Annotated in this window: 28 protein-coding genes, 1 other RNA gene and 1 pseudogene; 23 read left to right on the forward strand and 7 right to left on the reverse strand. The window is 61.1% G+C overall.

Annotation, left to right across the window (positions count from 1 at the left end):
• Positions 1–35 precede the first annotated feature (35 nt).
• Positions 36–1,697 (forward strand): cation:proton antiporter domain-containing protein, encoded by a 1,662-nt coding sequence (locus ACSMXM_RS01905; protein WP_460313472.1) that lies wholly within the window; start codon positions 36–38, stop codon positions 1,695–1,697.
• 54 nt (positions 1,698–1,751) lie between these two features.
• Here ACSMXM_RS01905 and ACSMXM_RS01910 read toward each other — a convergent pair whose 3' ends face one another.
• From ACSMXM_RS01910 to ACSMXM_RS01935, 6 genes are all read right to left on the reverse strand, one after another.
• Positions 1,752–2,063 (reverse strand): chorismate mutase, encoded by a 312-nt coding sequence (locus ACSMXM_RS01910; RefSeq protein WP_460313473.1) that lies wholly within the window; start codon positions 2,061–2,063, stop codon positions 1,752–1,754.
• Positions 2,060–2,281, reverse strand: coding sequence for a DUF2842 domain-containing protein (locus tag ACSMXM_RS01915; RefSeq protein ID WP_460313475.1), 222 nt, complete (start codon positions 2,279–2,281; stop codon positions 2,060–2,062). Before ACSMXM_RS01915 ends, ACSMXM_RS01910 begins: the two co-directional genes overlap by 4 nt.
• Complete coding sequence (locus ACSMXM_RS01920; protein WP_460313477.1) at positions 2,278–2,841, reverse strand: 5-formyltetrahydrofolate cyclo-ligase; 564 nt, start codon at positions 2,839–2,841, stop codon at positions 2,278–2,280. The genes ACSMXM_RS01915 and ACSMXM_RS01920 overlap by 4 nt, the downstream gene beginning before the upstream one ends.
• Positions 2,842–2,878: 37 nt before the next feature.
• A non-coding RNA gene (ssrS, locus tag ACSMXM_RS01925) (6S RNA) lies at positions 2,879–3,033 on the reverse strand.
• Positions 3,034–3,045: 12 nt separating this feature from the next.
• Positions 3,046–3,378, reverse strand: coding sequence for a cell division protein ZapA (locus ACSMXM_RS01930; protein ID WP_460313478.1), 333 nt, complete (start codon positions 3,376–3,378; stop codon positions 3,046–3,048).
• Positions 3,378–3,617, reverse strand: coding sequence for a hypothetical protein (locus ACSMXM_RS01935; protein ID WP_460313480.1), 240 nt, complete (start codon positions 3,615–3,617; stop codon positions 3,378–3,380). The genes ACSMXM_RS01930 and ACSMXM_RS01935 overlap by 1 nt, the downstream gene beginning before the upstream one ends.
• Positions 3,618–3,758: 141 nt before the next feature.
• Between ACSMXM_RS01935 and tkt the strand changes: the two genes are divergently transcribed.
• The 4 genes from tkt (at position 3,759) to ACSMXM_RS01955 (ending at position 8,764) form a co-directional block, all read left to right on the forward strand.
• Entirely contained in the window at positions 3,759–5,750 is a 1,992-nt protein-coding gene (tkt, locus tag ACSMXM_RS01940) for a transketolase (RefSeq protein WP_460313482.1), read from the forward strand.
• 16 nt (positions 5,751–5,766) lie between these two features.
• Positions 5,767–6,771: a type I glyceraldehyde-3-phosphate dehydrogenase gene (gene gap / locus ACSMXM_RS01945; RefSeq protein WP_460313484.1), complete on the forward strand. Its 1,005-nt coding sequence runs from the start codon at positions 5,767–5,769 to the stop codon at positions 6,769–6,771.
• Between the two features lie 198 nt (positions 6,772–6,969).
• Positions 6,970–8,163, forward strand: coding sequence for a phosphoglycerate kinase (locus ACSMXM_RS01950; RefSeq protein ID WP_460313485.1), 1,194 nt, complete (start codon positions 6,970–6,972; stop codon positions 8,161–8,163).
• A gap of 145 nt (positions 8,164–8,308) precedes the next feature.
• Complete coding sequence (locus ACSMXM_RS01955) at positions 8,309–8,764, forward strand: CAP domain-containing protein (RefSeq protein ID WP_460313487.1); 456 nt, start codon at positions 8,309–8,311, stop codon at positions 8,762–8,764.
• A 34-nt stretch (positions 8,765–8,798) separates the two neighbouring features.
• Here the strand turns inward: ACSMXM_RS01955 and ACSMXM_RS01960 are convergent, their stop codons facing one another.
• Positions 8,799–9,431: a hypothetical protein gene (locus ACSMXM_RS01960; protein WP_460313488.1), complete on the reverse strand. Its 633-nt coding sequence runs from the start codon at positions 9,429–9,431 to the stop codon at positions 8,799–8,801.
• A 157-nt stretch (positions 9,432–9,588) separates the two neighbouring features.
• Here ACSMXM_RS01960 and ACSMXM_RS01965 point away from each other — a divergent pair, with 157 nt between their 5' ends.
• The 18 genes and pseudogenes from ACSMXM_RS01965 (at position 9,589) to nuoI (ending at position 22,766) form a co-directional block, all read left to right on the forward strand.
• Complete coding sequence (locus ACSMXM_RS01965; protein WP_460313490.1) at positions 9,589–10,485, forward strand: fructose bisphosphate aldolase; 897 nt, start codon at positions 9,589–9,591, stop codon at positions 10,483–10,485.
• An 80-nt stretch (positions 10,486–10,565) separates the two neighbouring features.
• The gene (gene thiE, locus ACSMXM_RS01970; protein WP_460313491.1) at positions 10,566–11,273 is read left to right on the forward strand and encodes a thiamine phosphate synthase; all 708 of its coding nucleotides are present in this window, start codon (positions 10,566–10,568) and stop codon (positions 11,271–11,273) included.
• A 37-nt stretch (positions 11,274–11,310) separates the two neighbouring features.
• Complete coding sequence (efp, locus tag ACSMXM_RS01975) at positions 11,311–11,874, forward strand: elongation factor P (RefSeq protein WP_460313492.1); 564 nt, start codon at positions 11,311–11,313, stop codon at positions 11,872–11,874.
• Positions 11,871–12,224 carry a hypothetical protein gene (locus ACSMXM_RS01980; RefSeq protein ID WP_460313493.1) on the forward strand — a complete coding sequence of 118 codons (354 nt, stop codon included), beginning with the start codon at positions 11,871–11,873 and terminating at the stop codon, positions 12,222–12,224. The genes efp and ACSMXM_RS01980 overlap by 4 nt, the downstream gene beginning before the upstream one ends.
• Positions 12,225–13,028 carry an inositol monophosphatase family protein gene (locus ACSMXM_RS01985; RefSeq protein WP_460313495.1) on the forward strand — a complete coding sequence of 268 codons (804 nt, stop codon included), beginning with the start codon at positions 12,225–12,227 and terminating at the stop codon, positions 13,026–13,028.
• 91 nt (positions 13,029–13,119) lie between these two features.
• Positions 13,120–13,497: an NADH-quinone oxidoreductase subunit A gene (locus tag ACSMXM_RS01990; RefSeq protein ID WP_460313497.1), complete on the forward strand. Its 378-nt coding sequence runs from the start codon at positions 13,120–13,122 to the stop codon at positions 13,495–13,497.
• Complete coding sequence (locus ACSMXM_RS01995; protein ID WP_460313499.1) at positions 13,488–14,036, forward strand: NuoB/complex I 20 kDa subunit family protein; 549 nt, start codon at positions 13,488–13,490, stop codon at positions 14,034–14,036. Before ACSMXM_RS01990 ends, ACSMXM_RS01995 begins: the two co-directional genes overlap by 10 nt.
• A gap of 17 nt (positions 14,037–14,053) precedes the next feature.
• Positions 14,054–14,632, forward strand: a pseudogene (locus ACSMXM_RS02000) (NADH-quinone oxidoreductase subunit C); the annotation flags it as partial.
• A gap of 71 nt (positions 14,633–14,703) precedes the next feature.
• A complete protein-coding gene (locus ACSMXM_RS02005; RefSeq protein WP_460316330.1) occupies positions 14,704–15,915 on the forward strand; it encodes an NADH-quinone oxidoreductase subunit D in 1,212 nt (403 codons plus the stop codon).
• Between the two features lie 23 nt (positions 15,916–15,938).
• Positions 15,939–16,361 carry a hypothetical protein gene (locus ACSMXM_RS02010; protein WP_460313500.1) on the forward strand — a complete coding sequence of 141 codons (423 nt, stop codon included), beginning with the start codon at positions 15,939–15,941 and terminating at the stop codon, positions 16,359–16,361.
• Complete coding sequence (locus ACSMXM_RS02015) at positions 16,358–16,726, forward strand: cupin domain-containing protein (RefSeq protein WP_460313502.1); 369 nt, start codon at positions 16,358–16,360, stop codon at positions 16,724–16,726. The genes ACSMXM_RS02010 and ACSMXM_RS02015 overlap by 4 nt, the downstream gene beginning before the upstream one ends.
• Positions 16,727–16,881: 155 nt before the next feature.
• Complete coding sequence (gene nuoE / locus ACSMXM_RS02020; protein ID WP_460313503.1) at positions 16,882–17,544, forward strand: NADH-quinone oxidoreductase subunit NuoE; 663 nt, start codon at positions 16,882–16,884, stop codon at positions 17,542–17,544.
• On the forward strand, positions 17,541–17,681 hold the full coding sequence (locus ACSMXM_RS02025; protein WP_460313505.1) for a hypothetical protein: 141 nt from the start codon (positions 17,541–17,543) through the stop codon (positions 17,679–17,681). The genes nuoE and ACSMXM_RS02025 overlap by 4 nt, the downstream gene beginning before the upstream one ends.
• Entirely contained in the window at positions 17,678–18,979 is a 1,302-nt protein-coding gene (nuoF, locus tag ACSMXM_RS02030; protein WP_460313507.1) for an NADH-quinone oxidoreductase subunit NuoF, read from the forward strand. The genes ACSMXM_RS02025 and nuoF overlap by 4 nt, the downstream gene beginning before the upstream one ends.
• A complete protein-coding gene (locus tag ACSMXM_RS02035) occupies positions 18,979–19,182 on the forward strand; it encodes a hypothetical protein (protein WP_460313509.1) in 204 nt (67 codons plus the stop codon). The genes nuoF and ACSMXM_RS02035 overlap by 1 nt, the downstream gene beginning before the upstream one ends.
• Positions 19,175–21,232: an NADH-quinone oxidoreductase subunit NuoG gene (gene nuoG / locus ACSMXM_RS02040; RefSeq protein ID WP_460313511.1), complete on the forward strand. Its 2,058-nt coding sequence runs from the start codon at positions 19,175–19,177 to the stop codon at positions 21,230–21,232. Before ACSMXM_RS02035 ends, nuoG begins: the two co-directional genes overlap by 8 nt.
• The gene (gene nuoH / locus ACSMXM_RS02045; RefSeq protein WP_460313513.1) at positions 21,232–22,284 is read left to right on the forward strand and encodes an NADH-quinone oxidoreductase subunit NuoH; all 1,053 of its coding nucleotides are present in this window, start codon (positions 21,232–21,234) and stop codon (positions 22,282–22,284) included. Before nuoG ends, nuoH begins: the two co-directional genes overlap by 1 nt.
• Positions 22,281–22,766: an NADH-quinone oxidoreductase subunit NuoI gene (gene nuoI / locus ACSMXM_RS02050; protein ID WP_460313515.1), complete on the forward strand. Its 486-nt coding sequence runs from the start codon at positions 22,281–22,283 to the stop codon at positions 22,764–22,766. Before nuoH ends, nuoI begins: the two co-directional genes overlap by 4 nt.
• Positions 22,767–22,866: the final 100 nt, after the last annotated feature.

Below are 22,866 nucleotides of genomic sequence, written 5' to 3' on the forward strand. Positions count from 1 at the left end.
GGTGAAAGGTAGGACAAGCCAAAGAAGGAACGCCCGTGCATCATAGTGCCCCCCTGATAGCCATGGTTGTGGCGGGTTTGGTGGGCGCCTTTATCATGGGAGCGCTCGCACACCGGCTGAAGGTGTCGCCGATTGCAGGTTATTTGCTGGCAGGTGTGCTCGTCGGTCCGTTTACGCCCGGCTATGTCGCCGACATGGGGCTGGCGAACCAACTGGCCGAACTGGGTGTGATCCTCCTGATGTTCGGCGTTGGCCTGCACTTTTCCTTGCGCGACCTGCTATCCGTCAAGAATATCGCCATTCCAGGCGCCATCGGACAGATCGCATTGGCGACGCTGCTCGGCATGGCGCTGTCATGGGCCTTGGGATGGAGCCTCGCCGGCGGTTTTGTTTTCGGCCTTGCCCTGTCGGTTGCAAGTACGGTCGTGTTGCTGCGTGCGCTACAAGCACGGAACCTGGTCGAGACGGAGCGGGGTCGCATCGCCGTCGGATGGCTGATCGTCGAAGATCTCGTCATGGTTATGGCTATGGTTCTGCTGCCGGCGCTCGCCGACATCCTGAATGGCGGCGGCGCCGGGGCGGGATCGGGTGCGATCCTTATTCCCATCGGCATCACCTTCCTGAAGGTGGCGGGCTTTTTCGCTTTCATGCTGCTGATCGGGCGACGCCTGATCCCGCTTCTGTTGCATTGGGTTGCACATACCGGCTCGCGGGAGCTGTTCCGTCTGGCGGTTCTGGCTATTGCGCTAGGCGTGGCCTTTGGCGCTGCATATATTTTCGATGTATCCTTTGCACTGGGGGCGTTCTTTGCGGGCATGATCCTGGGCGAAACGCCGCTCAGCCGCCGGGCGGCAGAGGAGACGCTGCCGTTGCGCGATGCATTTGCGGTGCTGTTCTTCGTATCGGTGGGAATGTTGTTCAATCCGGCGGTCGTGATGGAACAGCCGCTTCCTCTGATCGCGACGGTTGCCATCATCATCGTCGGCAAGTCGCTGGCGGCGTACTTCATTGTCCGTGCCTTCGGACATTCCAAGGGCAAGGCGCTGACCATCGCGGCCAGCCTTGCGCAGATCGGCGAATTCTCCTTCATCCTCGCCGCGCTGGGTACCAGCCTGAACCTGCTGCCCGCCGAAGGACGCGACCTGATCCTGGCAGGGGCGATCATTTCGATCTTCGTCAACCCGTTCATCTTTGCCGCCATTATGCGCCGGCCAGAGGTGGCTGCCGCTGCAAGCGCGGAAGCCGCCGAAGGCGCTGGTCCGGCGGAGCATGTCATCCTTGTCGGTTATGGCCGCGTGGGTCGGCTGATAGCCGTAAAGCTGAAGGCGGGCGGCATACCGTTCGTCATCATCGAGGATCAGATCGACACTGCGCGGCAGGCGGAAGAGGACGGTTTCGATGTCGTGCGCGCAAACGCGCTGGAGCCCGGCGTGCTGCAACTGGCGGGGATTGACCGTGCACAAACGCTGCTGATCGCCATTCCGGAAGGGTTTGAGGGCGGCGCCATCTATGCGCGCGCGCGCTCGCTCAATCCCCAGATCCACGCCATCGCGCGGGCGCATTCAGACGCGGAGGTGGAGCATCTGGAGAAGCTGGAGCTACCGGACGTCGTTATGGGCGAAAGAGAGATTGCGGCACGCATATTGGAACTGCTGGGCCGTGTACAAAGGCGCTCCACGAATGTGGCGGCACATTAAGCGCAGGTGCACGTAAGCTGAATTTAAAAAGGGGTAAGCAAGGTCCCGCGCTCCTTAACGAGAGGTGTCTTCGTCAAAGCGTTCAAATTCGTGCGCAATGGAGCGTTCGACGAGGAGTTCGTAGAGATCCTCGACCAGATTGGTGTCCAGCCCGCTCGCCTCGGCGGTGCGGCAGGCATTTGCAATGACTGCGGCCTTGCGCGCTTCATCGCGCACAAGGTCGCGCTGTTGCTTTACGCGCGCTGCCGCCTCGATGTAGCGCATGCGTTCTGCAAGCAGCGTCACGATATGCTGATCCAGCGTATCAATGCCGTGACGGATGTCCTCCATCCGTGCGCAGTCTTCAGGCGGCACGCGTTCTTTCATCCGGCTTTCCATTGTCCCGTTTCGATCCATCGGATGAGAGGTTTGGCTGGGAATATCCATAGGATGCCAAGGAAAATCCAGATGGGGAGTTGTACCAGAATGGGTAGGCCGGCGATCGGATCGGCAAGGGCGGTTACGATCAGGGCGTAAATCGCAATCAGGACGATCATCAGCAATATGCCGAGCGGCTTTCTGAGCTTTGGGGTAGGGTCCGTCATCGGCATCTATATAGCGCTGTCGGTGTCGCAACGTAATCGAGCGTTTCGTCCCAGGGGTCCGTCGGCAACGCTTCGACGATCTGGCAATCCCAGGCAAGGCCGACCGTCGTCAGCGACCCGCCGGAGCGCAAATCCGCGATGCATCGGTCGAAATGACCCTGACCCTGTCCAAGGCGGTCACCCGCCCGCGTCGCACCGACCAGAGGGACAAGAATCACGTCCGGGCGTGCCAGTGGCGCGGCAAAGGGCGGCTGCTCGACGCCCCACGGGCCGGATTCGCGAAAGTCACCCTCCATTCGGAATTCCATGTTTGTGGACCGGTCGGAGAACCAGGGCAGGGCAACATTTCTGGCCGCGCGCTCAATAGCGGCGGGGTCGATTTCGTTCCCCATGGGTGCATAGCTGGCGATACAATCCATCCCCTCGATTACGGCGGCAATCTGTCCGGCAAGATCATCTTCCGCGCGGCGGCGCTGCTCCGGCGCCAGCGACCCGACATATTCGGAACGGGCTTTTCGCAGGTCGCGCCGCATGCGGCCCTTCGCGCTGAGATCATGCATGAAGGGGGCAGGCTTTCATCTGGTAGTGAGAAGGGTGACGGAACCACCCTGGCCGTTGCCGGAAGATCCTCTGACGCCTAGAACGTCAGGTGGGCGCCATGTGCGTCGGGGCAAGACCCCGGGCAGGGATAGCTCCCTATGTATCCTTATCGCCTCAGGGATGTTCGCTACGCTCGTACCGGGCAGTGTCCGTCGCTCTTCTACTTAGGTACTTGCGTCGGCTTTCTCAAGCGCGGCTGCGGCGGCCTCTACCTTTTCCGTTGCACGCAGCACAGCCTGCGCGGCGCGCGCCTCTGCGTCAGGAGATTCTTTGTTGGCCTGGACCTTCCCGCCCGCTGCCAGTTCGGCATTCTCGTCTGCCAGCATGATTGCCGACATCAGCAGCAGGCGCGTTTCCGGCAAATGCCCAAGCTGGCGTGAAAGCTTCTCTGCCTTTTCATTAACATGGGAGGCGAGGCTCTGAAGCAGCTTCTCCTCCCCATCCTTGCATGTGAGGGAATAGGAACGGCCGCCGACCTCTACGCGAACCTGTGCCATCAGTCGCCACCTGCCGTTGCGAGCAGCCGGTCAAGTTCCTGTAGCGCGCCTTCAGTCTCTCGCACCAGATCGCCGTGCTTTTGCTTAATCAGGTCGCGCTCCGCCATTATGCCGGCCGCATCCGCGGTCGATCCAGACGCAGCATCAGAGGCAAGTGTCTTGCCTGCGCTCTCGAGTCGCGCCAGCGCCGCGTCCAACCGTGCCACAGCCTCGTCCAGGGTAACCGCATCTTCCGCCAACGAAAACCCTCACGAAACAGTGATTTGAAAGGGAACCATAAGACGCCCTGTGACGATTCGTCAAATCCAGCGGGCGCCTGTGGTTGACGCTTTGCGACGCTCCCTCCAGAAGGCGCCGAGCACAGCCGCGAAGGGCCCCTCTTGACCGTCACGAATACCGATCTCGCCAACGCCATCAGAGCGCTTTCCATGGACGCCGTCCAGGCCGCGAACAGCGGGCATCCCGGCATGCCGATGGGCATGGCCGACGCTGCCACCGTTCTGTTCACCAAGCATCTGAAATTCGACCCAAAACAGCCGGACTGGGCAGACCGAGATCGGTTCGTGCTGTCTGCCGGCCATGGATCGATGCTGATCTACAGCCTTCTCTATCTGACCGGCTACGCGCATCCCACGCTGGATGACATCCGCAATTTCCGTCAGATCGGCAGCCCCTGTGCCGGCCATCCGGAAAACTTCCTTCTCGATGGCGTAGAAGCAACGACCGGCCCGCTGGGCCAGGGCCTTGCCATGGCCGTTGGCATGGCGATGGCGGAGCGCCATTTGAACGCTGAATATGGCGATGCACTGGTGGATCACCGCACCTGGGTCATTGCCGGTGACGGATGCCTGATGGAGGGTATTAATCACGAGGCCATCGGCCTGGCCGGCCATTTGCGGCTCGGTCGTCTGAATGTGATCTGGGACGACAATAATATCACTATCGATGGCCCCACTGGCTTGTCGACCAGCGAGGACGTGAAGGCGCGTTTCGCCGCCGCAGGATGGCACGTCGCGGAATGCGATGGGCACGATCCGGAGGCACTGGACGCTGCAATGAAGGCGGCGAAGACGGATCCGCGGCCCAGCCTGATCGCCGCCCGCACCATCATCGGCTATGGCGCGCCGAACAAGCAGGGGACGTCCGGGGTGCATGGCGCGCCCCTTGGTGCCGAGGAAATCGGCCGCGCACGTGAATCGCTTGGCTGGACAGCCGAACCCTTCGTTATTCCCGACGAGATTCTCGCCGCATGGCGAAAGGCAGGCGAGCGCGGCACAGACATGGCGACCGCGTGGCAAGCCAAGGCCGAACGCCAGCCGGAATTTGCCGAATTTTCTGCCCGCATGGCAGGTGAAATCCCCGCCGCGCTGGAAAGCTCGATCGAAACGCATGTCGCCGCCTTGATCGACAGCCCCGTCAAGGAAGCAACGCGTAAGTCGAGCGAAGGCGCACTGAAGGCCATCAACCCGGCGATGCCTGCGACGATGGGCGGCTCGGCAGACCTCAGCGGTTCCAACAATACCAAGACGCCGGACCTGGGCGTTTTCGACCGGGATGATTATTCCGGCCGTTATGTGAATTACGGCATTCGCGAATTCGGCATGGCCGCCGCGATGAACGGCATGGCGCTGCACGGCGGCGTCGTTCCCTATGGCGGCACGTTCCTGATCTTCAGCGATTATATGCGTGCGGCGATCCGGCTGGGTGCGCTGCAACAGGTGCGCGTGGTTCATGTCCATACGCATGATTCCATCGGCGTCGGCGAAGATGGCCCGACGCATCAGCCGATCGAGCAGGTCATGTCGCTGCGCATGATCCCCAATTTGAACGTCTTCCGCCCCTGCGACGCGGTGGAAACGGCGGAATGCTGGCAGTTGGCCCTGTCCACGCCGAAGACGCCGTCGGTCATCGCGCTGACGCGGCAGAACCTGCCGCAGATGCGGACGGAGGGCGCGGTCGGCAATCTGTCCTCGCGCGGGGCATACAGGCTGAAGTCAGCGGATGCCGCGCGGAAGGTCATCTTCCTGGCCACGGGCTCGGAGGTGCATGTCGCCGTGGAAGCGGCCGCGAAGCTGGAGGCCGATGGCATTGGCTGCGATGTCGTCTCCATGCCCTCATGGGAATTGTTCCGTGAACAGCCAGACAGCTATCGCGAAGACCTGCTGCCCAATGTCAATCCCGGCGACGTACTGCGTGTCTCGATCGAGGCAGGTGTCACGATGGGCTGGGCGGAGTTCACCATGGCCAATGGCCTGAATATCGGCCTCGACCGTTTCGGCGCATCCGGGCCGGGGGATCAATTGTTCGACAAGTTCGGCTTTACCGCCGAGGCAGTCGTGAAACGCGTAAAAGATAAACTGAACAAAAGCTAAGCGAGCGGAGTTTTCTATGAGTGTAAAGGTTTCGATCAACGGGTTTGGCCGCATCGGCCGACTGGTAGCCCGCGCCCTTCTGGAACGCGACGACCATGATTTCGAACTCGTCGCCATTAACGATTTGGCGGACGCAAAGGCGAACGCGCTGCTGTTCAAATATGATTCGACGCATGGCCGTTTCCCCGGCGAAGTCACCTCAGACGGTGACAGCATCACGGTGAACGGCAAGAAGATCGCCGTCACGAAGGAGCGTGAGCCGGGCAACCTGCCGCACAAGGCGATGGGCGTCGAACTCGTTCTGGAATGCACCGGCTTCTTCCAGTCGAAAGATGCCGCAAGCCCACACCTGGACGCAGGCGCGAAGCGCGTCCTGATCTCTGCCCCCGCAGGCGGCGTCGACAAGACCATCGTCTATGGCGTCAACCATGACACGCTGACGGCGGACGACATCGTCGTTTCCAACGCCAGCTGCACCACGAATTGCCTGGCGCCGGTTGCGAAGGTCCTGCACGAAACCGTCGGTATCGAGCGCGGCTTCATGACGACGATCCACAGCTATACCAACGATCAGCGCATGCTGGACCAGATGCACAGCGACATGCGCCGTGCCCGTGCCGGCGCGCAGAACATGATCCCGACGACGACGGGCGCTGCGCGCGCGGTTGGCCTGGTCCTGCCGGAACTGAACGGCAAGCTGGACGGCAGCTCTGTCCGCGTGCCGACGCCGAACGTCAGCCTGATCGATCTGGTCTTCACGCCCAAGCGCGACACCAGCAAGGACGAGCTGAACAATGCGCTGAAGGCAGCAGCCGAGGGCGCAATGAAGGGCGTGCTGGACTACACCGACGAGCCGCTCGTCAGCAGCGACTTCAACCATTATCCGGCCAGCTCCACCGTCGACAGCCTGGAAACCGCGGTCATGGAAGGCAAGCTGGCCCGCGTCGTCAGCTGGTACGACAATGAATGGGGCTTCTCAAACCGCATGATCGACACCGCCAAGGTGATGTCGAGCTTCTGATCAGCGCCGGCGGGGTTTTGGACACTAGGCCGTTTCTACGGACGCAGTCAGAACCCCGCAGCCATCAGCATGGCCTTATGAAATTGGCACGGCAGCCTGCTGGAATGCGCTGTTTTCGCTTGGGCGGGACGCCATAGGCGCGCGGCTATTCGGATGTGCCGGTCTTTTCGCAAACTGCGAACTTTTGAGAGAGATGGAATGGCCAACTTCAGGACCCTGGACGACCTTGACGATCTGAACGGCAAGGTTGCGCTCGTTCGTTGCGATCTGAATGTGCCGATGCAGGAAGGGAATGTCAGCGATGACACCCGCCTGCGCGCCGCCATTCCCACGCTGACGGAACTCGCAGACAAGGGCGCGAAGGTTCTGGTACTGTCGCATTTCGGGCGGCCCAAGGGCGAAGATCCGATGCTGAGCCTGTCGCCGATCTCAAGTGCGCTGGAAAAGGTTCTGGGCCGCCCGGTGACTTTTATCACCGATACATATGGCGATGCGGCAGAGCAGATGGTCGGCCTGATGGCCGCTGGCGATATTGCCGTGCTGGAAAATACGCGCTTCAATCCGGGCGAAACGAAGAACGACCCGGAACTGGCGAAAAAGATTGCGGCGCTGGGCGATATCTACGTCAGCGACGCCTTTTCCACCACGCATCGCGCCCATGTGTCGACCGAGGGTCTGGCGCGCCTGCTTCCTGCCTATGCCGGGCGGGCCATGGAGGCGGAACTGAAGGCGCTGGAAGCGGCACTGGGTGACCCCGAACGTCCTGTCGCGGCGGTTGTTGGTGGTGCAAAGGTATCGACCAAGCTGGACGTGCTGACCAATTTGGTCGCAAAGGTCGATCATCTGATCATCGGTGGCGGCATGGCGAATACCTTCCTGGCGGCAAAGGGCGTCGATGTCGGCAAGAGCCTGTGCGAACATGACCTGACGGACACGGCGCTGAGCATTCTTGCCAGCGCCGATGCCGCCGGCTGTACCGTGCATTTGCCCTATGATGTCGTGTGCGCACGCGAATTTGCCGCCAATGCCGATAATCGCACCGTCAATGTCCATGAAGTTGCCGAGGATGAAATGATCCTGGACATCGGCCCGGCGGCGGTCGAAGCACTGGCGGATGTGCTGAAGAACTGTCGCACATTGGTGTGGAACGGACCACTGGGCGCGTTTGAGATCGAGCCATTCGACCGCGCTACGGTTGGGTTGGCGAGGACGGCGGCGGCCTTGACCCGTGACGGATCCCTCGTGTCGGTCGCGGGCGGTGGCGATACAGTTGCCGCCCTTAACCATGCGGGCGTTGCCGATGATTTCAGTTTCGTGTCGACGGCTGGCGGTGCGTTTCTGGAATGGATGGAAGGCAAGGACCTGCCGGGCGTCGTCGCCCTGAGCGCCTGATCCCGACCATCAGCCCTTTGTCTTTAGGCAGCGTCAACCATAGCGGTTAAGGCTGAATCCTAGGCGGACGTTAAACACGCGCGCGCAATAGTGGCGCATGGTGAATCTTGCGCGCATTCCTGCAATTTTATCGGCGATGGCCTGCATGAGCGCTGCGTCCGTCGCGCATTCCACGATCACCGACCGCATGAACGATCAGGCCGCGCAGTGCGCCCTATCTGGCGATGACCTTCAGTCGCTGACGGCGGAGGTCAATCGCCTGCGTGCGCATCATGGTTTGAGCGCGCTGGCGACCGACGGCTCCCTGAGCGAATCTGCCTTTGATCATGCACGCGACATCGCGGCCATGAAACGCCTGTCGCATGAGGGCAATGATGGCGCGACCTTCGATATCCGGGCGGAGCGCCGCGGCTATGACGCCTTTCCGCTGGCCGAGAATATTGCCTATAATCAGCGCGACGTGCCGCATGTCGTTCGGGCGTGGCGTGACAGTCCCCCGCATTTGAAGGCATTGTTGGTCGATGGCGCGGACGATGTCGGTTTCGGACGCGCATGCAGCGACGATGCCGAACCCTATTGGGTGATGGTCGTGGGCGGCTAAGCCGCCGTCTGCATTCTCATCCTTGTTGCGCGTCCTATGCCCGCGCTCGCCGATAGGCGACGGCGGGTATCGCGAAGGCGAGGGCAAGGCCGAACAATCCGATGGTCCCTGGCGCCGATACTGCGGCGTCGGGCAGGACGCAAAGTTCACTGGCGTTGGACTTATTGACCCCCACCGACCCGTCCAGATTCCCTTCTATGGTGCAATAGACCCCGCCATCGGCCTGCCCCGTGAAGGAAACCTCATATGAGAAGCTGCGCGTTATATTCGTATCGAGCTGAAGCGGCGGCAGTTCGCCCGCTATGAGTTCGTAGGAGCCCACCGCAACCACGAAATTGCCCATGGCAAGCAGAATATCGTCGAAACCGACGAAATTTTCATTCGGCATGCCGGGCAGGCTCGCGATCAGGGCGCCGGGCGCGCCGCCCGCAGTAACCTCGTAAAGGTTCATCCCGACCGCTTCGTCAGTGATGACGTCGCACAGACCGCAGCGGGCCACGAATCCGATATCACTGGTCCCGGCGGCTTCGGTCCGAAAAAAGACAAGGTCCACGGTACCCGCATTTCCTGCGGTTTCGATTGTGCCGCCGACGATGGTGACGGCGTGAGCGGTAACGGGAACAAAGGCAAACGCAACAGCACAAAAGGATGTCAGAGCGCGCTTCATGGCGACTCTCCCTGGGGATTGCTGTCTGGCCATCATAGCAAAAACGGCGGGCGCGCGCGAGTCCACGCGTTGTCCTGCGACTCATTCCGTTGCCGTCCGTCGGACAGTTAGGTAGAGGCGCCGGGAACTTAGCACGGCAACCCCGGAGACAGATTCGATGCACGACCCGATCATGATGGCGCAGATTGTCGGCGGCGCAGGCTTTATCGCCGCGCTCGACCAGAGTGGCGGGTCCACGCCAAAGGCGCTGAAGGGCTATGGTCTGGAGGAGGACGCCTGGTCCACCGAGGACGAAATGTTCGATTTGATCCACCAGATGCGCAGCCGCATCGTCACCGCGCCGTGCTTTTCCGGCCAGAAGGTGCTGGGTGCGATCCTGTTCGAAAAGACGATGGACGGCGATGCGGATGGCAAGCCCCTTCCTACATTGCTGTGGGAACGCGGCGTCGTGCCGTTCCTGAAGATCGACAAGGGCCTGGAGGACGAGGCGGACGGCGTTCAGCTGATGAAGCCCAATCCCGGCCTGGAGGATCTGCTGGACCGCGCGAAGGCGAAGGGCGTCTTTGGAACGAAAATGCGGTCCGTCATCAACAGCGCCGATGAAAAGGGCATTGCCGCCATCGTCGATCAACAGTTCGAGGTTGCGAACCGGATCATCGACAAGGGGCTGATGCCGATCGTCGAGCCAGAGGTGAACATCAAGAGCGATACGCGCGCAGAGTGTGACAAGATCCTGCTGAAGGAACTGACCCGCGCGCTTGATGCGCTGCCGGATGGCCGCCGCGTTATGCTGAAACTTTCCATTCCGGCCACTCCCGACCTCTATGCGCCGCTGGTTGCGCATCCTCGCGTCGCGCGCGTCGTGGCACTGTCCGGCGGTTTCTCTCAGGACGAGGCGTGCGCCAACCTGGCCAAGAACCGCGGCATGATCGCCAGCTTCAGCCGCGGCCTGTTGCAGGATCTGCGGCACCAGATGGATGACGGGGAATTCGACCGCACACTTTCGGGCGCTATCGATCAGATCTATTCCGCTTCAGTCGCGAACGGAGTTTAAGTGATCCCGGTCACTCCTCTGCCGCTCTATGCGCTCCACTGGTCGTGTCCGTGGAGCGCTGATGGCGGGATCCGCCTGAAATGACGGCCGTGGAGTTGGACCCGGCATTTGCCGACCGCTTTGGCGGCGCGATGAAGAACAAGGGCGGCGAGGGCCGGCCGCCCTGTCAGCTGTACCTGATTTCTCCCCCTGCTTACGATCCCGGCTTTCCGGAGGTTTTGAAGGCGGCGCTGGATGCGGGACCGGTGGCCGCGTTCCAGCTGCGTCTGAAGGGCGCCAGCGACATGGAAATCCTGCGCGCCGGGGGCGTGCTGAAACCCATCCTGCAGGCTTATGATGTCGCGCTGATCATCAACGATCGTGCGGATTTGGCATCCAGCCTGGAGGCGGACGGCGTGCATCTGGGGCAGGGCGATGGCAGCGTTGCCGAGGCTCGCACCTTGCTGGGTCATGAGGCTCAGATCGGCGTTACCTGTCATGCCAGCCGGCACCTTGCCCTGGAGGCGGGCGATCAGGGTGCCGACTATGTCGCCTTTGGCGCGTTTTACGATACGGCGACCAAGGAGACCGCACACCGGCCGGATCCGTCATTGCTGGGCTGGTGGACCACGATCAGCGAGGTTCCCTGTGTTGCCATCGGCGGCATAACGCCGGGCAATGCCGGACCGCTGATCGAGGGCGGCGCGGATTTCCTTGCTGTCAGCGGCTCGGTCTGGAATGCGGCGGATGGCCCGGCGTCGGCAATTCGTGCGTTCGCAGGGCTGCTTGAGGCGGACCGGGCGGCCTGATAAGGCGGCGCCATATCTCCAACATTCAGGTGACCCCATGAAAATCTCCGGCGTGGACATTCGTCCGGGCAATATCATCGAGTTTGAGGGCGGCCTGTGGCGCGCCGTGAAGATCCAGCATACGCAGCCCGGCAAGGGCGGCGCCTATATGCAGGTGGAAATGAAGAATCTGATCGACGGGCGGAAGACAAATAACCGCTTCCGTTCTTCGGAGACTGTCGAGAAGGTACGTCTGGATACGAAGGACTTTCAGTATCTCTATGCAGAGGGCGACATGCTGACCTTCATGGATACGGAAACCTATGAGCAGGTGACCTTGCCGACCGACCTTCTGGGTGACCAGGCCGCTTATCTGCAGGATGGCATGCAGGTCATGCTGGAAATGTACGAGGAACGGCCATTGTCGGTCCAATTGCCGGAGCAGGTCGAAGCCGAAATCGTCGAGGCGGATGCAGTGGTGAAGGGGCAGACGGCCTCCTCCAGCTATAAGCCGGCCGTGCTGGACAATGGCGTCCGCATCATGGTGCCGCCGCATATTACCACCGGCACCCGCGTCGTGGTCGACACCACGTCAAACGAATATGTTAAGAGGGCTGAATGATGCGCAAACCCCTGATATCCTTAATCGCCCTTGCCGTGTTGTCCGCTCCGGCAGCCGCGCAGGAAGCCACGCCGACACAGCCGACACAGCCGACAAAGGCCGAGGTCGAGGCGGCGACGGCAACATTTTCCCTTATCGCGAGCGCCCTCAATTCCGAGCAGGTGCCCGGCCCGGTCAAAAGCGCGCTGTTCGGTTGCATGTATCAGGCCCCGCTGGGCGAGATCAGCAAGGCGCTGACCGCCGCCACAGAGCAGGCGGATATCGCCGCCGACGATCATAATAAGCGCCTGGTCGCCCTCGCCGCGATCTGCGGCGCGCGTGATCCGTCACAGACGCCCCCGGCAGAATAAGTGCCCGCACGTCCCGCACTCGTTACCGTCATGGACAAGGCGGCGCGCAAGGCTGCGCCGAAACTGCGTCGCGATTTCGGTGAGATTTCGCAATTGCAGGTCAGCCGCAAGGGGCCGTCCGATTTCGTGTCCAATGCCGATCGTGAGGCAGAGGATACGATTGTCGAGATCCTGCAGCAGTCGCGGCCCGAATGGGGATTCGTGCTGGAGGAACGCGGCATTATCGAAGGCAAGGAGGGGGAGCCGCGCTGGATCATCGATCCCATCGACGGCACGTCCAACTTCCTGCACTCGATCCCGCATTTTGCAATTTCCATTGCCGCCGAAATCAGGGGCGAGATCGTTGCGGGCTGCGTCTATCAGCCGCTGACGGACGAGTTCTTCTGGGCCGAGCGCGGCAAGGGCGCCTTCTTGCATAACCGCCGCATGCGTGTTTCCGCGCGCCGCGACCTCGGCGAAGCGCTGATCGCGACCGGCATTCCCTATCGCGGGCATGGTGATTTTTCGGTGTGGGACCGGCAGGTGAATGCCGTCGCCCCGGAAGTTGCCGGCATTCGCCGTTTTGGCAGTGCCGCGCTTGACCTCGCCTGGGTGGCCGCCGGACGCTATGAAGGCTTCTGGGAAAAGGATTTGAGCATCTGGGATGTTGCGGCGGGCGTCTTGCTGGTGCGGGAGGCCGGCGGCTTTGTCACCGACTATCGCGGCGGCGACGCCAAGGTGATGGAGGGTGAGATCGTTGCCGCCAACGGCGCGCTGCATTCGAAGCTGCACAAGCTGGTCGCCGGGGCGCTGCGTAAGGGCTGAGCCTTGATCCCGCGCGGTGGCAACCCCATCCTTGCACCTATAGCCATGGCCTTCTATTAGCGGGCCAGCCTGAAAAATCGAAAGTGAATCCATGGCCTCGGTCGCGGCGGAATATCTGCCGATCCTCATATTCCTCGGTATCGCCGTCGCGCTGTCCTGCGTGTTCGTCGGTCTGCCGGTGCTGGTCAGCAATCTGACCGGCACGAACCGCCCCTATGATGCAAAGCTGGCCGAATATGAATGCGGCTTTCCGGCATTCGAGGATGCGCGGCGGCAATTCGATGTGCGCTTCTACCTGGTGTCGATCCTGTTCATCATTTTCGATCTGGAGGTCGCGTTTCTGTTCCCCTGGGCAGTGTCGCTGGGCGTGACGGGCGTCTTTGGCTGGGCGTCGATGATGGTGTTCCTGGGGATCCTGACCATCGGGTTCATTTATGAGTGGAAGAAGGGAGCGCTGGAATGGGAGTAGACGCACCGGTCATTCGCGTTCCCGAAGATCAGCATGTCATTCCGCACGACCAGTTTGTCGAGGATGTGAAAAGTGAGCTGGACAATAAGGGGTTCCTGACCACCACCACGGAAGATCTGTTCAACTGGGCGCGCACGGGGTCGCTGTGGTGGATGACATTCGGCCTGGCCTGCTGCGGTGTTGAGATGATGCACACCAATATGCCGCGCTATGACATGGAGCGCTTCGGCGCGGCGCCGCGCGCCAGCCCGCGCCAGTCGGACGTGATGATCGTCGCCGGTACGCTGTGCAACAAGATGGCGCCCGCTTTGCGTCGCCTGTACGACCAGATGCCAGAGCCGCGCTACGTGATCTCTATGGGCTCGTGCGCCAATGGCGGAGGCTATTATCATTATAGCTATTCGGTCGTGCGCGGTTGCGATCGTATCGTGCCCGTCGACATCTACGTGCCCGGTTGTCCGCCGAGTGCAGAGGCGTTGCTGTACGGCATCATGGCGCTGCAACGCAAAATCCGCCGCGTAGGGACGTTCGAACGGTGATCCATTCTGCGCCGAAGATGAATCCTGCCGGCGATCTGGCATCGCACTTCGGTGCGGCGGAAGTGGTCGAACATCGCGGGGAGACGACCCTGATCGTCACGCGTGAGGATCTGTACGCGACAATGAAGGCGCTGCGCGACGAGCATCAGTTCCAGCAATTGATTGAGATTGCGGGCTGCGATTTTCCGGAGCACGCGGAGCGGTTTGAGGTGAATTACCACCTGCTGTCGCTGACCAAGAATGCGCGCGTGCGCGTTAAGGTCTCCACGAACGAAAAGACGCCCGTGCCCTCCATGACAAGCCTTTGGCCGGTCGCGAACTGGTTGGAGCGAGAGGTATGGGACCTTTACGGTGTAATGTTCGAGGGGCACCCCGACCATCGCCGCATCCTGACCGACTACGGCTTTTCCGGTCATCCTTTCCGCAAGGATTTCCCGCTGACCGGCTATGTCGAATTGCGATGGTCCGAGGAGCAGAAGCGGGTCGTTTACGAACCCGTCAAGCTGCAGCAGGATTTCCGTACGTTCGATTTCGAGAGCCCTTGGGAGGGGCCGGACTATAATATCTACAACCTTCCCGGTGACGAGAAGGCGGAGGAACAGACGTGAGCGACGACGCGACGCTTCTCGAAAAGACAGCGGCCGAGGACGATCCCAACGTCGGCACCGTGACGTTTGATACCGAGACGGGCGACCCCACGGAGGGTGACGTCGAGATTCAGAATTATTCCATGAATTTCGGGCCGCAGCATCCTGCTGCCCACGGCGTTCTGCGCCTGATCATGGAAATGGACGGCGAAATCATCGAGCGGGTAGACCCGCATATCGGCCTGCTGCATCGCGGCACCGAAAAGCTGATCGAATATAAAACCTATTTGCAGGCGCTGCCCTATATGGACCGCCTGGATTACGTGTCACCGATGTGCATGGAGCACAGCTATGTGCTGGCCATCGAAAAGCTGCTGGATCTGGAGGTGCCGATCCGGGCGCAATATCTGCGGGTCCTGTTCGCGGAACTGACGCGCATCACCAACCACATCATGAACACGACCGCGCATGCGATGGACGTTGGCGCGATGACGCCGATGCTGTGGCTGTTCGAAGAGCGCGAACATATCTGCGAATTTTATGAACGCGCATCGGGCGCGCGTTTTCACGCAGCCTACTTCCGTCCCGGCGGCGTGCACCAGGATGTGCCGCCCGCGCTGATCGCGGATATCGCCGATTGGGCCGATCGCTTCCCTCAAGTTCTGAAGGACTTCGAGACGCTGGTTGTGGGCAACCGCATCTTCAAGCAGCGCAATGTCGGCATTGGCATGATCAGCAGGGACGATGCCATCGCGTATGGTTTTTCAGGCCCCTGCCTGCGCGCCTCCGGCGTCGCCTGGGACCTCAGAAAATCGCAGCCCTATGACGTCTATGATCGGATGGAATTTGACGTTCCGATCGGTACACAGGGCGACTGCTATGACCGGTTCATGGTACGCATGCAGGAAATGCGCGAGAGCCTGAAAATCGTGAAGCAGTGCATCGCCGAACTGCCGGAAGGTCCGGTGATGTCGTCGAATCCAAAGATCAGTCCGCCGAAACGGGGCGAGATGAAGCGGTCGATGGAAGCGCTGATCAACCACTTCAAGCTCTATACCGAGGGCTTCCACGTCCCCAAGGGCGAGGTTTACGTCGGCACGGAAAGCCCCAAGGGCGAGTTCGGCATCTATCTCGTTTCCGACGGCTCGAACAAACCCTATCGCTGCAAGATCAGGCCAACGGCCTTTTCCCACCTTCAGGCGATGGAGTTCCTGTGTAAGGGACACATGCTGGCCGATGCGCCTGCCGTGCTGGGCAGCCTCGACATCGTGTTTGGCGAATGCGACCGGTAATTTCGGCGGTATTATTCGGAAGCATGGCTCTCGCGGCCTGTGACAATGCGGAACCCGGCCCGGCCCGATATGCCGACACGGGTATAGCCCTTCGCGATGTTCCCCCCGCCTTTCGCGGGCCGCTTGCCGCCATGAGCGCCATCGGGCGCGGCGGTATGACGGCCAGCATGGATATTTGCGATGACTTCGTCCTGCGGCACGATGGCGTTCCAGTGGAAGGTGAAGGGCTGACTGCGTTCCGCCGCGACGTGAACCGGCGGCTGGGTGAGCGCGCGGGCGTCGCCACCGATATCTCCGCCATCGACCGCAACCGCGCGACCGTGACCATCCTTTCGCGCGCCATTGGCGGGGACGAGGCCATGTTGCAAACGGACTGGGCCTTGCGCCTTTATGACAATGATCGGCTGAATTGCGTTGCGGGCGTCAATCTGCGCCAGACGGCGTGAGCGCGCCCCTGGCCATTCGTCTAGCGGATAAGCTGGCGAGCTTTTCCGATCATTGGAACCCACGTATCGTCGGCCGCTATAATGACAGCGAGCTGCGCGTCGTGAAACTATCCGGCGAATTCAGCTGGCACGCTCACGATGCGACGGATGAGCTGTTTCTGGTCATTCAGGGCGTCATGTACATTGATTTTCGGGACGGATCCCAAAGGCTGCAACAGGGTGACGCCATCATCGTGCCCGCCGGGGTCGAACATCGCCCGCGGGCGGAGGCGGAGTGTCATGTCCTGTTGATGGACCGTGCGGGCGAGCCGAATACGGGCAACACGCCTTCCGCGTTGACAGCCGGCGACCTCAAGGCCATCTGAAGGCGGCCGTTGCGGCAGGATATCCCAACCGGCAGACTATGTTCGGACTTCTTAAACATGGACGTCTGCGCGATCAGACGTTAGGGCGGCGCCAAACGCCGGCACCGCCCGCTATCGGCGCCGGGCATTGACGCGAAATTACGGAATCGACCCGAATGACATCTGCAACCTATTCCAGCGTTGCCCACACGCACGACCTGGCTCCGGACCGGCCGGATCACAGGGCCTTTGACGGCTTTCGCTGGACGGACGAGAATGCGGAAACGGCAAGGGCGCACATCGCGAAGTATCCGGCGGGGCGCCAGGCATCTGCCGTGATGCCGTTGCTCGACCTGGCGCAACGCCAGATTGGCGCGCAGACCGATACTCAAGGGTGGCTGCCGATTCCGGTCATCGAATATGTCGCGAACCAGTTGGAAATGCCGTACATGAGAGTGTACGAGGTCGCGACCTTCTACACGATGTACAACCTTGCACCCGTGGGCAAATTTCACGTCCAACTGTGCGGTACGACGCCCTGCATGTTGCGCGGATCGGACGATGTCATGCGGATCCTGAACGAAAAAGGTATCCACAAGGGCAAGACGACCCCCGATGGGCTGTTCACGCTGACCGAGGTTGAATGCATGGGCAATTGCGCCAACGCGCCCATGCTGCAGATCAACGACGATAATTATGAGGATCTGGATGCGGAGAGCACGGCGCGCGTCATCGATGCGCTGGCCGCCGGAGAGCAGCCGAAGCCGGGGTCGCAAGTCGGCCGCCGGTCATCCGAGCCCGTGGGCGGTGTGACCAGCCTGCACGAGTTTGCCGCATGAGCGATGTTGTCACCATCGTTGTCGCACTTTTGGCTGTCCTGCTCGTCTGGAAACTGTTGAAGGGGGCTGCGAAGACGATCGCGCTTCTCGTTATTCTGGCCGCAGCTGCGCTTTTCATTTTCGGAGTTGGCGCATGACCTTCCTTGAAGACAAGGACCGCATCTTTACCAACCTTTACGGATTCCAGTCTCCCGGACTGGATGCGGCGAGGAAGCGCGGTGATTGGGACGATACGAAGAAGCTGCTGGCGATGGGCCAGGATGCGATCGTCGATGCGATCAAGGCGTCCGGCCTGCGCGGGCGTGGCGGCGCCGGCTTCCCGACCGGGGTCAAATGGTCCTTCATGCCGAAGGAGCCGACACCGGAGCGGCCCTCCTATCTGGTTATCAATGCCGATGAATCCGAACCTGGATCGTGCAAGGATCGCGAAATCCTGCGGCACGATCCGCATAAATTGCTGGAGGGGGCGCTGGTCGCCTGCTTCGCGATGCGGGCGAGCGCGGCCTATATTTATATTCGCGGCGAATATATTCGCGAGGCGCAGGCAATGCAGGCCGCGATTAACGAGGCTTATGATGCGGGCCTGATCGGCAAGAATGCCTGCAAGTCCGGTTATGACTGCGATGTTTATCTGCATCGCGGCGCCGGTGCCTATATTTGCGGCGAAGAGACCGCGATGATCGAAAGCCTTGAAGGCAAGAAGGGCCAGCCACGCCTGAAGCCGCCTTTTCCCGCGGGCGCCGGACTTTACGGTATGCCGACGACGGTCAACAACGTGGAAAGTATCGCGGTCACGCCCACCATCCTGCGGCGCGGCGCCGAGTGGTTCTCAAGCTTTGGGCGGGAGAATAATAAGGGCACGAAGCTTTTTCAGATTTCCGGTCATGTCGAGCGCCCCTGCGTTGTCGAAGAGGCGATGTCGATTCCGTTTCGCGACCTGATCGAAAAGCATTGCGGCGGCATTACGGGGGGCTGGGGCAATCTGCTGGCAGTGATCCCTGGCGGGTCGTCGGTGCCGCTGGTTCCTGCAAAGGACATCATGGATTGTCCGATGGATTTTGACGGTCTGCGCGAACAGGGCTCCGGCCTTGGCACGGCTGCGATCATCGTCATGGATAAATCCACGGACATCGTGCGCGCGATCAGCCGTATCAGCTATTTCTACAAGCATGAAAGCTGCGGTCAGTGCACGCCATGCCGCGAAGGCACGGGTTGGATGTGGCGCGTGATGGAGCGCCTCGTCACCGGTCAGGCCGAAATCGAAGAAATCGACATGCTGCACGACGTGACGAAAGAGGTTGAGGGGCACACGATCTGCGCCTTGGGCGACGCGGCGGCCTGGCCTATCCAGGGACTTATCCGCCATTTCCGCCCGGAACTGGAGCGCCGCATCCGCGATTATCGCGGAGAGGCGATGCTGGAGGCGGCGGAATAATGGCGCATCCCGTTATCTTGGGCGTTGCGGGAATCACGGTCGTTGGCCTGGCCGCCTTCCGCGTGCTGTTCCCCTCCGATGATTCCCGTCACAGCAATGAATCCAATGGCTGGATGAATGCGGATCACGCCGCACGTCTGAAGGCCCAGAAAAAAGCGGAGCGCAAGGCCGCTCGCAAGGCGAAGGGGCGTACCGATGCCTAAGCTTACCGTTGACGGTATCGAGGTCGAGGTTCCGGCCGGCGCAACCGTGTTGCAGGCGTGCGAGATGGCAGGGAAGGAAATTCCCCGCTTCTGCTACCACGAGCGGCTGTCCATTGCCGGTAATTGCCGCATGTGCCTGGTGGAAATGGAGAAATCGCCCAAGCCCATCGCCTCTTGCGCGATGCCGGCCGCGGATGGGCAGGTGATCAAGACGGATAGCGCGACGACGAAGAAGGCGCGCGAAGGCGTCATGGAGTTCCTGCTGATCAACCATCCGCTCGACTGTCCGATCTGCGATCAGGGCGGTGAGTGCGACCTGCAGGATCAGGCGCTGAATTACGGGCGCGGGCGTTCTCGCTATCAGGAGAATAAGCGCGCCGTCACAGAAAAATATATGGGTCCGATCATCAAGACGGTGATGACGCGCTGCATCCACTGCACCCGCTGCGTGCGCTTTGCCGAAGAAGTCGCCGGCGTTGAAGAAATTGGCGCGGTCGGTCGCGGCGAAAACATGCAGATCACCACCTATCTGGAAAAGGCGGCGACGTCGGAACTGTCCGGCAATGTCATCGACCTGTGTCCGGTGGGTGCGCTGACGTCGAAACCCTATGCGTTCGAGGCGCGGCCCTGGGAGTTGGTGAAGACAAACGGCGTGGATGTGATGGACGCCGTCGGCTCCAACGTCCGCTACGACGCGCGCGGGCCGCAGATCCTGCGCGTACTGCCGCGCGTCAATGACGACATCAACGAAGAGTGGATTTCGGACAAGAGCCGCTATGGCCCCCTCGGCCTGATGAAACGCCGTCTGGACACGCCTTATGTGCGCGAAAATGGCAAGCTGAAGCGGGCGACCTGGAACCAGGCCTTTGCTGCGGTGGAGGCGGGACTTTCCGGTCTTTCCGGCGATCAGATCGGCGCGATAGCCGGCGACCTGCTCGACGTTGAGAGCATGGTGGCCATGAAGGATTTGCTGGGGAAACTGGGATCGAGCCGCCACGATTGCCGCCAGGACGGCGCCCAGCTGGGCGGCGAGATCAGCGGCGCACGGGCAAGCTATTTGTTCAATGTCGGCATTGCCAATTTGGAAACGGCGGATGTCGTGCTGCTGATTGGCACCAATCCCCGCTGGGAGGCGCCGCTTGTTAACACCCGCATCCGGAAGGCGGTTCGCAGGGGTCGCGCAAAGGCTTATTCCATCGGCCCCGACATCGACCTGACCTATCCGGTTGAATTCCTCGGCACGGACCTGACGCAGGTCGGCAACCTTCCGGCGGCAGTGATGGAGGCGCTGAAGGGCGCTGAACGTCCCGCGATCATCGTTGGCCCGGGCGCCTTTGCCCGCGCCGATGGGGCGGCAGTTCTGGGCGCAGCGCAGAAGCTGGCGACAAATGTGAATGCGGTGCGTGATGGATGGACGGGGTTTGGCGTGCTGCACACTGCGGCGTCGCGCGTCGGCGGCCTCGACATCGGTTTTACCAGCAAGGGCGGTGTGGATGCCATGCTGACCGAGGCGGAGAATGGTACGCTGAAGGCGCTGTTCCTGCACGGCGCGGACGAGATTGATACCGGGCCACTGCCCGGTGTGTTCAAAGTCTATATCGGACATCATGGCGATCGCGGCGCCCATGTCGCCGACGTGATCCTGCCGGCCGCAAGTTTTGCGGAAAAATCCGGTACCTATGTCAATATGGAGGGCCGTGTGCAGCGATCCCTGCGCGCCGTGTTCCCGCCGGGCGACGCGCGCGAAGACTGGGCAATCCTGCGCGCCCTGTCCGATGTTCTGGGGCAGACGCTGCCCTATGACGATCACGATGCCTTGCGTGAGCGCATCGCGGGCGAGTGGGCGCATCTCGGCCGGACGGCGCTTGCCGCTGCCGAGTGGACGGATTTTGAAATTTCGGCGTCCGGCACGATCGGCGATACGCCGGTCGCCTATGCCATCGACAATTTCTATATGACGAACCCCGTCGCGCGTGCTTCGGAGGTTATGCAGGAGTGTGCCGCCATCGTCCTGGGCGACGGCGAGACCGTGCGGGAGGCGGCGGAATAATGACCGAAGCCTTCCAGAACAGCTTCCTGGGGCCGATTGCCGGCTATTTGCTGGCGAACATCCTCCTGATCCTGGCCATCGTGCTGCCGCTCCTTATTGGCGTCGCCTATGCCGTCTATGCCGACCGCAAGATCTGGGCCGCGGCCCAGATGCGGCGCGGCCCCAATGTGGTCGGGCCATTCGGCCTGTTGCAGAGCTTTGCCGACGGTCTGAAGGTATTCCTGAAGGAAACCATCATCCCGGCCGGCGCGAACAAGGGCGTTTTCCTGCTGGCGCCGGTCATCATGTTCACCGTCGCGCTGCTGGGCTGGGCGGTGATTCCGTTCAGTGCTGAGATGGTTCTGGCGGATATCAATGTCGGCATTCTCTACATTTTCGCCGTTTCCTCGCTCGGCGTTTACGGCATCATCATGTCGGGCTGGGCCTCGAACAGTAAATATCCGTTCCTGGGTGGCTTGCGCTCGGCGGCTCAGATGGTTTCCTATGAAGTTTCCATCGGCTTCATCATCATCTGCGTCGTCCTCTGGGCATCGTCGTTCAACCTGAACGCCATCGTGCTCAGCCAGAAGGGAACGATCCTCGGTATCGTCAACATGCACCTGTTCAATCCGCTGCTGTTCCCGATGGCGATCATGTTCTTCATCTCGGCGCTGGCGGAAACGAACCGGCCGCCGTTCGACCTTCCTGAGGCCGAGGCGGAACTGGTCGCCGGCTATCAGACGGAATATTCGTCCATGGCCTTTGCGCTGTTCTGGCTGGGCGAATATGCGGCGATCCTGCTAATGTGTGCGCTGATGAGCGTCCTGTTCCTGGGTGGCTGGTTGCCGCCCATCGACTGGGCACCGCTTTATTATATTCCCGGTGCGATCTGGCTGATCCTGAAGATCTGCTTCATGTTCTTCTGCTTCGCCTGGGTGTTCGCCACGGTGCCGCGCTTCCGCTATGACCAGCTGATGCGGCTGGGATGGAAGGTTTTCCTGCCCCTCTCGCTGTTCTGGGTCTTCATCGTCTCCGGCTATTTGATGTTCTTCACCGACAGGTTTTCCACATGAGTCTCGCACAAGCCGCGAAATCGCTGCTGCTCCTCGAATTTATTCGGGGAATGGGGCTGACACTGAAATATATGTTCAAGCCGAAGGCGACGCTGAACTATCCCTATGAAAAGGGTCCGGTCAGCCCGCGCTTTCGCGGCGAGCATGCCCTGCGGCGCTATGCCAATGGTGAAGAACGCTGCATCGCCTGCAAACTGTGCGAGGCTGTGTGCCCGGCGCAGGCAATCACCATCGAGGCGGAACCGCGCGAAGATGGCAGCCGCCGGACAACGCGCTACGACATCGATATGACGAAGTGCATCTATTGCGGCTTCTGTCAGGAGGCGTGCCCGGTCGATGCCATCGTCGAGGGGCCGAATTTCGAATATTCGACGGAAACGCGCGAAGAACTGATCTACGACAAGCAAAAGCTGCTGGAAAATGGCGAGCGCTGGGAACCAGCACTGGCGGCGAATCTTGCGGCGGATGCGCCCTACCGTTAGGGGCGCCACCATTCATGGGGGCGGCTGGCCCGGCGCAGACCGGAAGCCATCTCCAAATCTGAAAAGCACGGAAGAGGCGAGGGAGCGAATTTCCCGCCGC

Source organism: Pacificimonas sp. ICDLI1SI03, assembly GCF_054740865.1.

What these genes read in the sequence shown, in the direction of transcription:
- ACSMXM_RS01910 (WP_460313473.1), bottom strand. Translation starts at nt 2,063, where the DNA reads ATGAAAGAACGCGTGCCGCCTGAAGACTGCGCACGGATGGAGGACATC.
- ACSMXM_RS01915 (WP_460313475.1), bottom strand. Translation starts at nt 2,281, where the DNA reads ATGACGGACCCTACCCCAAAGCTCAGAAAGCCGCTCGGCATATTGCTG.
- ACSMXM_RS01920 (WP_460313477.1), bottom strand. Translation starts at nt 2,841, where the DNA reads ATGCATGATCTCAGCGCGAAGGGCCGCATGCGGCGCGACCTGCGAAAA.
- ACSMXM_RS01930 (WP_460313478.1), bottom strand. Translation starts at nt 3,378, where the DNA reads ATGGCACAGGTTCGCGTAGAGGTCGGCGGCCGTTCCTATTCCCTCACA.
- gap (WP_460313484.1), top strand. Translation starts at nt 5,767, where the DNA reads ATGAGTGTAAAGGTTTCGATCAACGGGTTTGGCCGCATCGGCCGACTG.
- ACSMXM_RS01950 (WP_460313485.1), top strand. Translation starts at nt 6,970, where the DNA reads ATGGCCAACTTCAGGACCCTGGACGACCTTGACGATCTGAACGGCAAG.
- ACSMXM_RS01955 (WP_460313487.1), top strand. Translation starts at nt 8,309, where the DNA reads ATGAGCGCTGCGTCCGTCGCGCATTCCACGATCACCGACCGCATGAAC.
- ACSMXM_RS01960 (WP_460313488.1), bottom strand. Translation starts at nt 9,431, where the DNA reads ATGAAGCGCGCTCTGACATCCTTTTGTGCTGTTGCGTTTGCCTTTGTT.
- ACSMXM_RS01965 (WP_460313490.1), top strand. Translation starts at nt 9,589, where the DNA reads ATGCACGACCCGATCATGATGGCGCAGATTGTCGGCGGCGCAGGCTTT.
- thiE (WP_460313491.1), top strand. Translation starts at nt 10,566, where the DNA reads ATGACGGCCGTGGAGTTGGACCCGGCATTTGCCGACCGCTTTGGCGGC.
- efp (WP_460313492.1), top strand. Translation starts at nt 11,311, where the DNA reads ATGAAAATCTCCGGCGTGGACATTCGTCCGGGCAATATCATCGAGTTT.
- ACSMXM_RS01980 (WP_460313493.1), top strand. Translation starts at nt 11,871, where the DNA reads ATGATGCGCAAACCCCTGATATCCTTAATCGCCCTTGCCGTGTTGTCC.
- ACSMXM_RS01990 (WP_460313497.1), top strand. Translation starts at nt 13,120, where the DNA reads ATGGCCTCGGTCGCGGCGGAATATCTGCCGATCCTCATATTCCTCGGT.
- ACSMXM_RS01995 (WP_460313499.1), top strand. Translation starts at nt 13,488, where the DNA reads ATGGGAGTAGACGCACCGGTCATTCGCGTTCCCGAAGATCAGCATGTC.
- ACSMXM_RS02010 (WP_460313500.1), top strand. Translation starts at nt 15,939, where the DNA reads ATGGCTCTCGCGGCCTGTGACAATGCGGAACCCGGCCCGGCCCGATAT.
- nuoE (WP_460313503.1), top strand. Translation starts at nt 16,882, where the DNA reads ATGACATCTGCAACCTATTCCAGCGTTGCCCACACGCACGACCTGGCT.
- ACSMXM_RS02025 (WP_460313505.1), top strand. Translation starts at nt 17,541, where the DNA reads ATGAGCGATGTTGTCACCATCGTTGTCGCACTTTTGGCTGTCCTGCTC.
- nuoF (WP_460313507.1), top strand. Translation starts at nt 17,678, where the DNA reads ATGACCTTCCTTGAAGACAAGGACCGCATCTTTACCAACCTTTACGGA.
- ACSMXM_RS02035 (WP_460313509.1), top strand. Translation starts at nt 18,979, where the DNA reads ATGGCGCATCCCGTTATCTTGGGCGTTGCGGGAATCACGGTCGTTGGC.
- nuoG (WP_460313511.1), top strand. Translation starts at nt 19,175, where the DNA reads ATGCCTAAGCTTACCGTTGACGGTATCGAGGTCGAGGTTCCGGCCGGC.
- nuoH (WP_460313513.1), top strand. Translation starts at nt 21,232, where the DNA reads ATGACCGAAGCCTTCCAGAACAGCTTCCTGGGGCCGATTGCCGGCTAT.
- nuoI (WP_460313515.1), top strand. Translation starts at nt 22,281, where the DNA reads ATGAGTCTCGCACAAGCCGCGAAATCGCTGCTGCTCCTCGAATTTATT.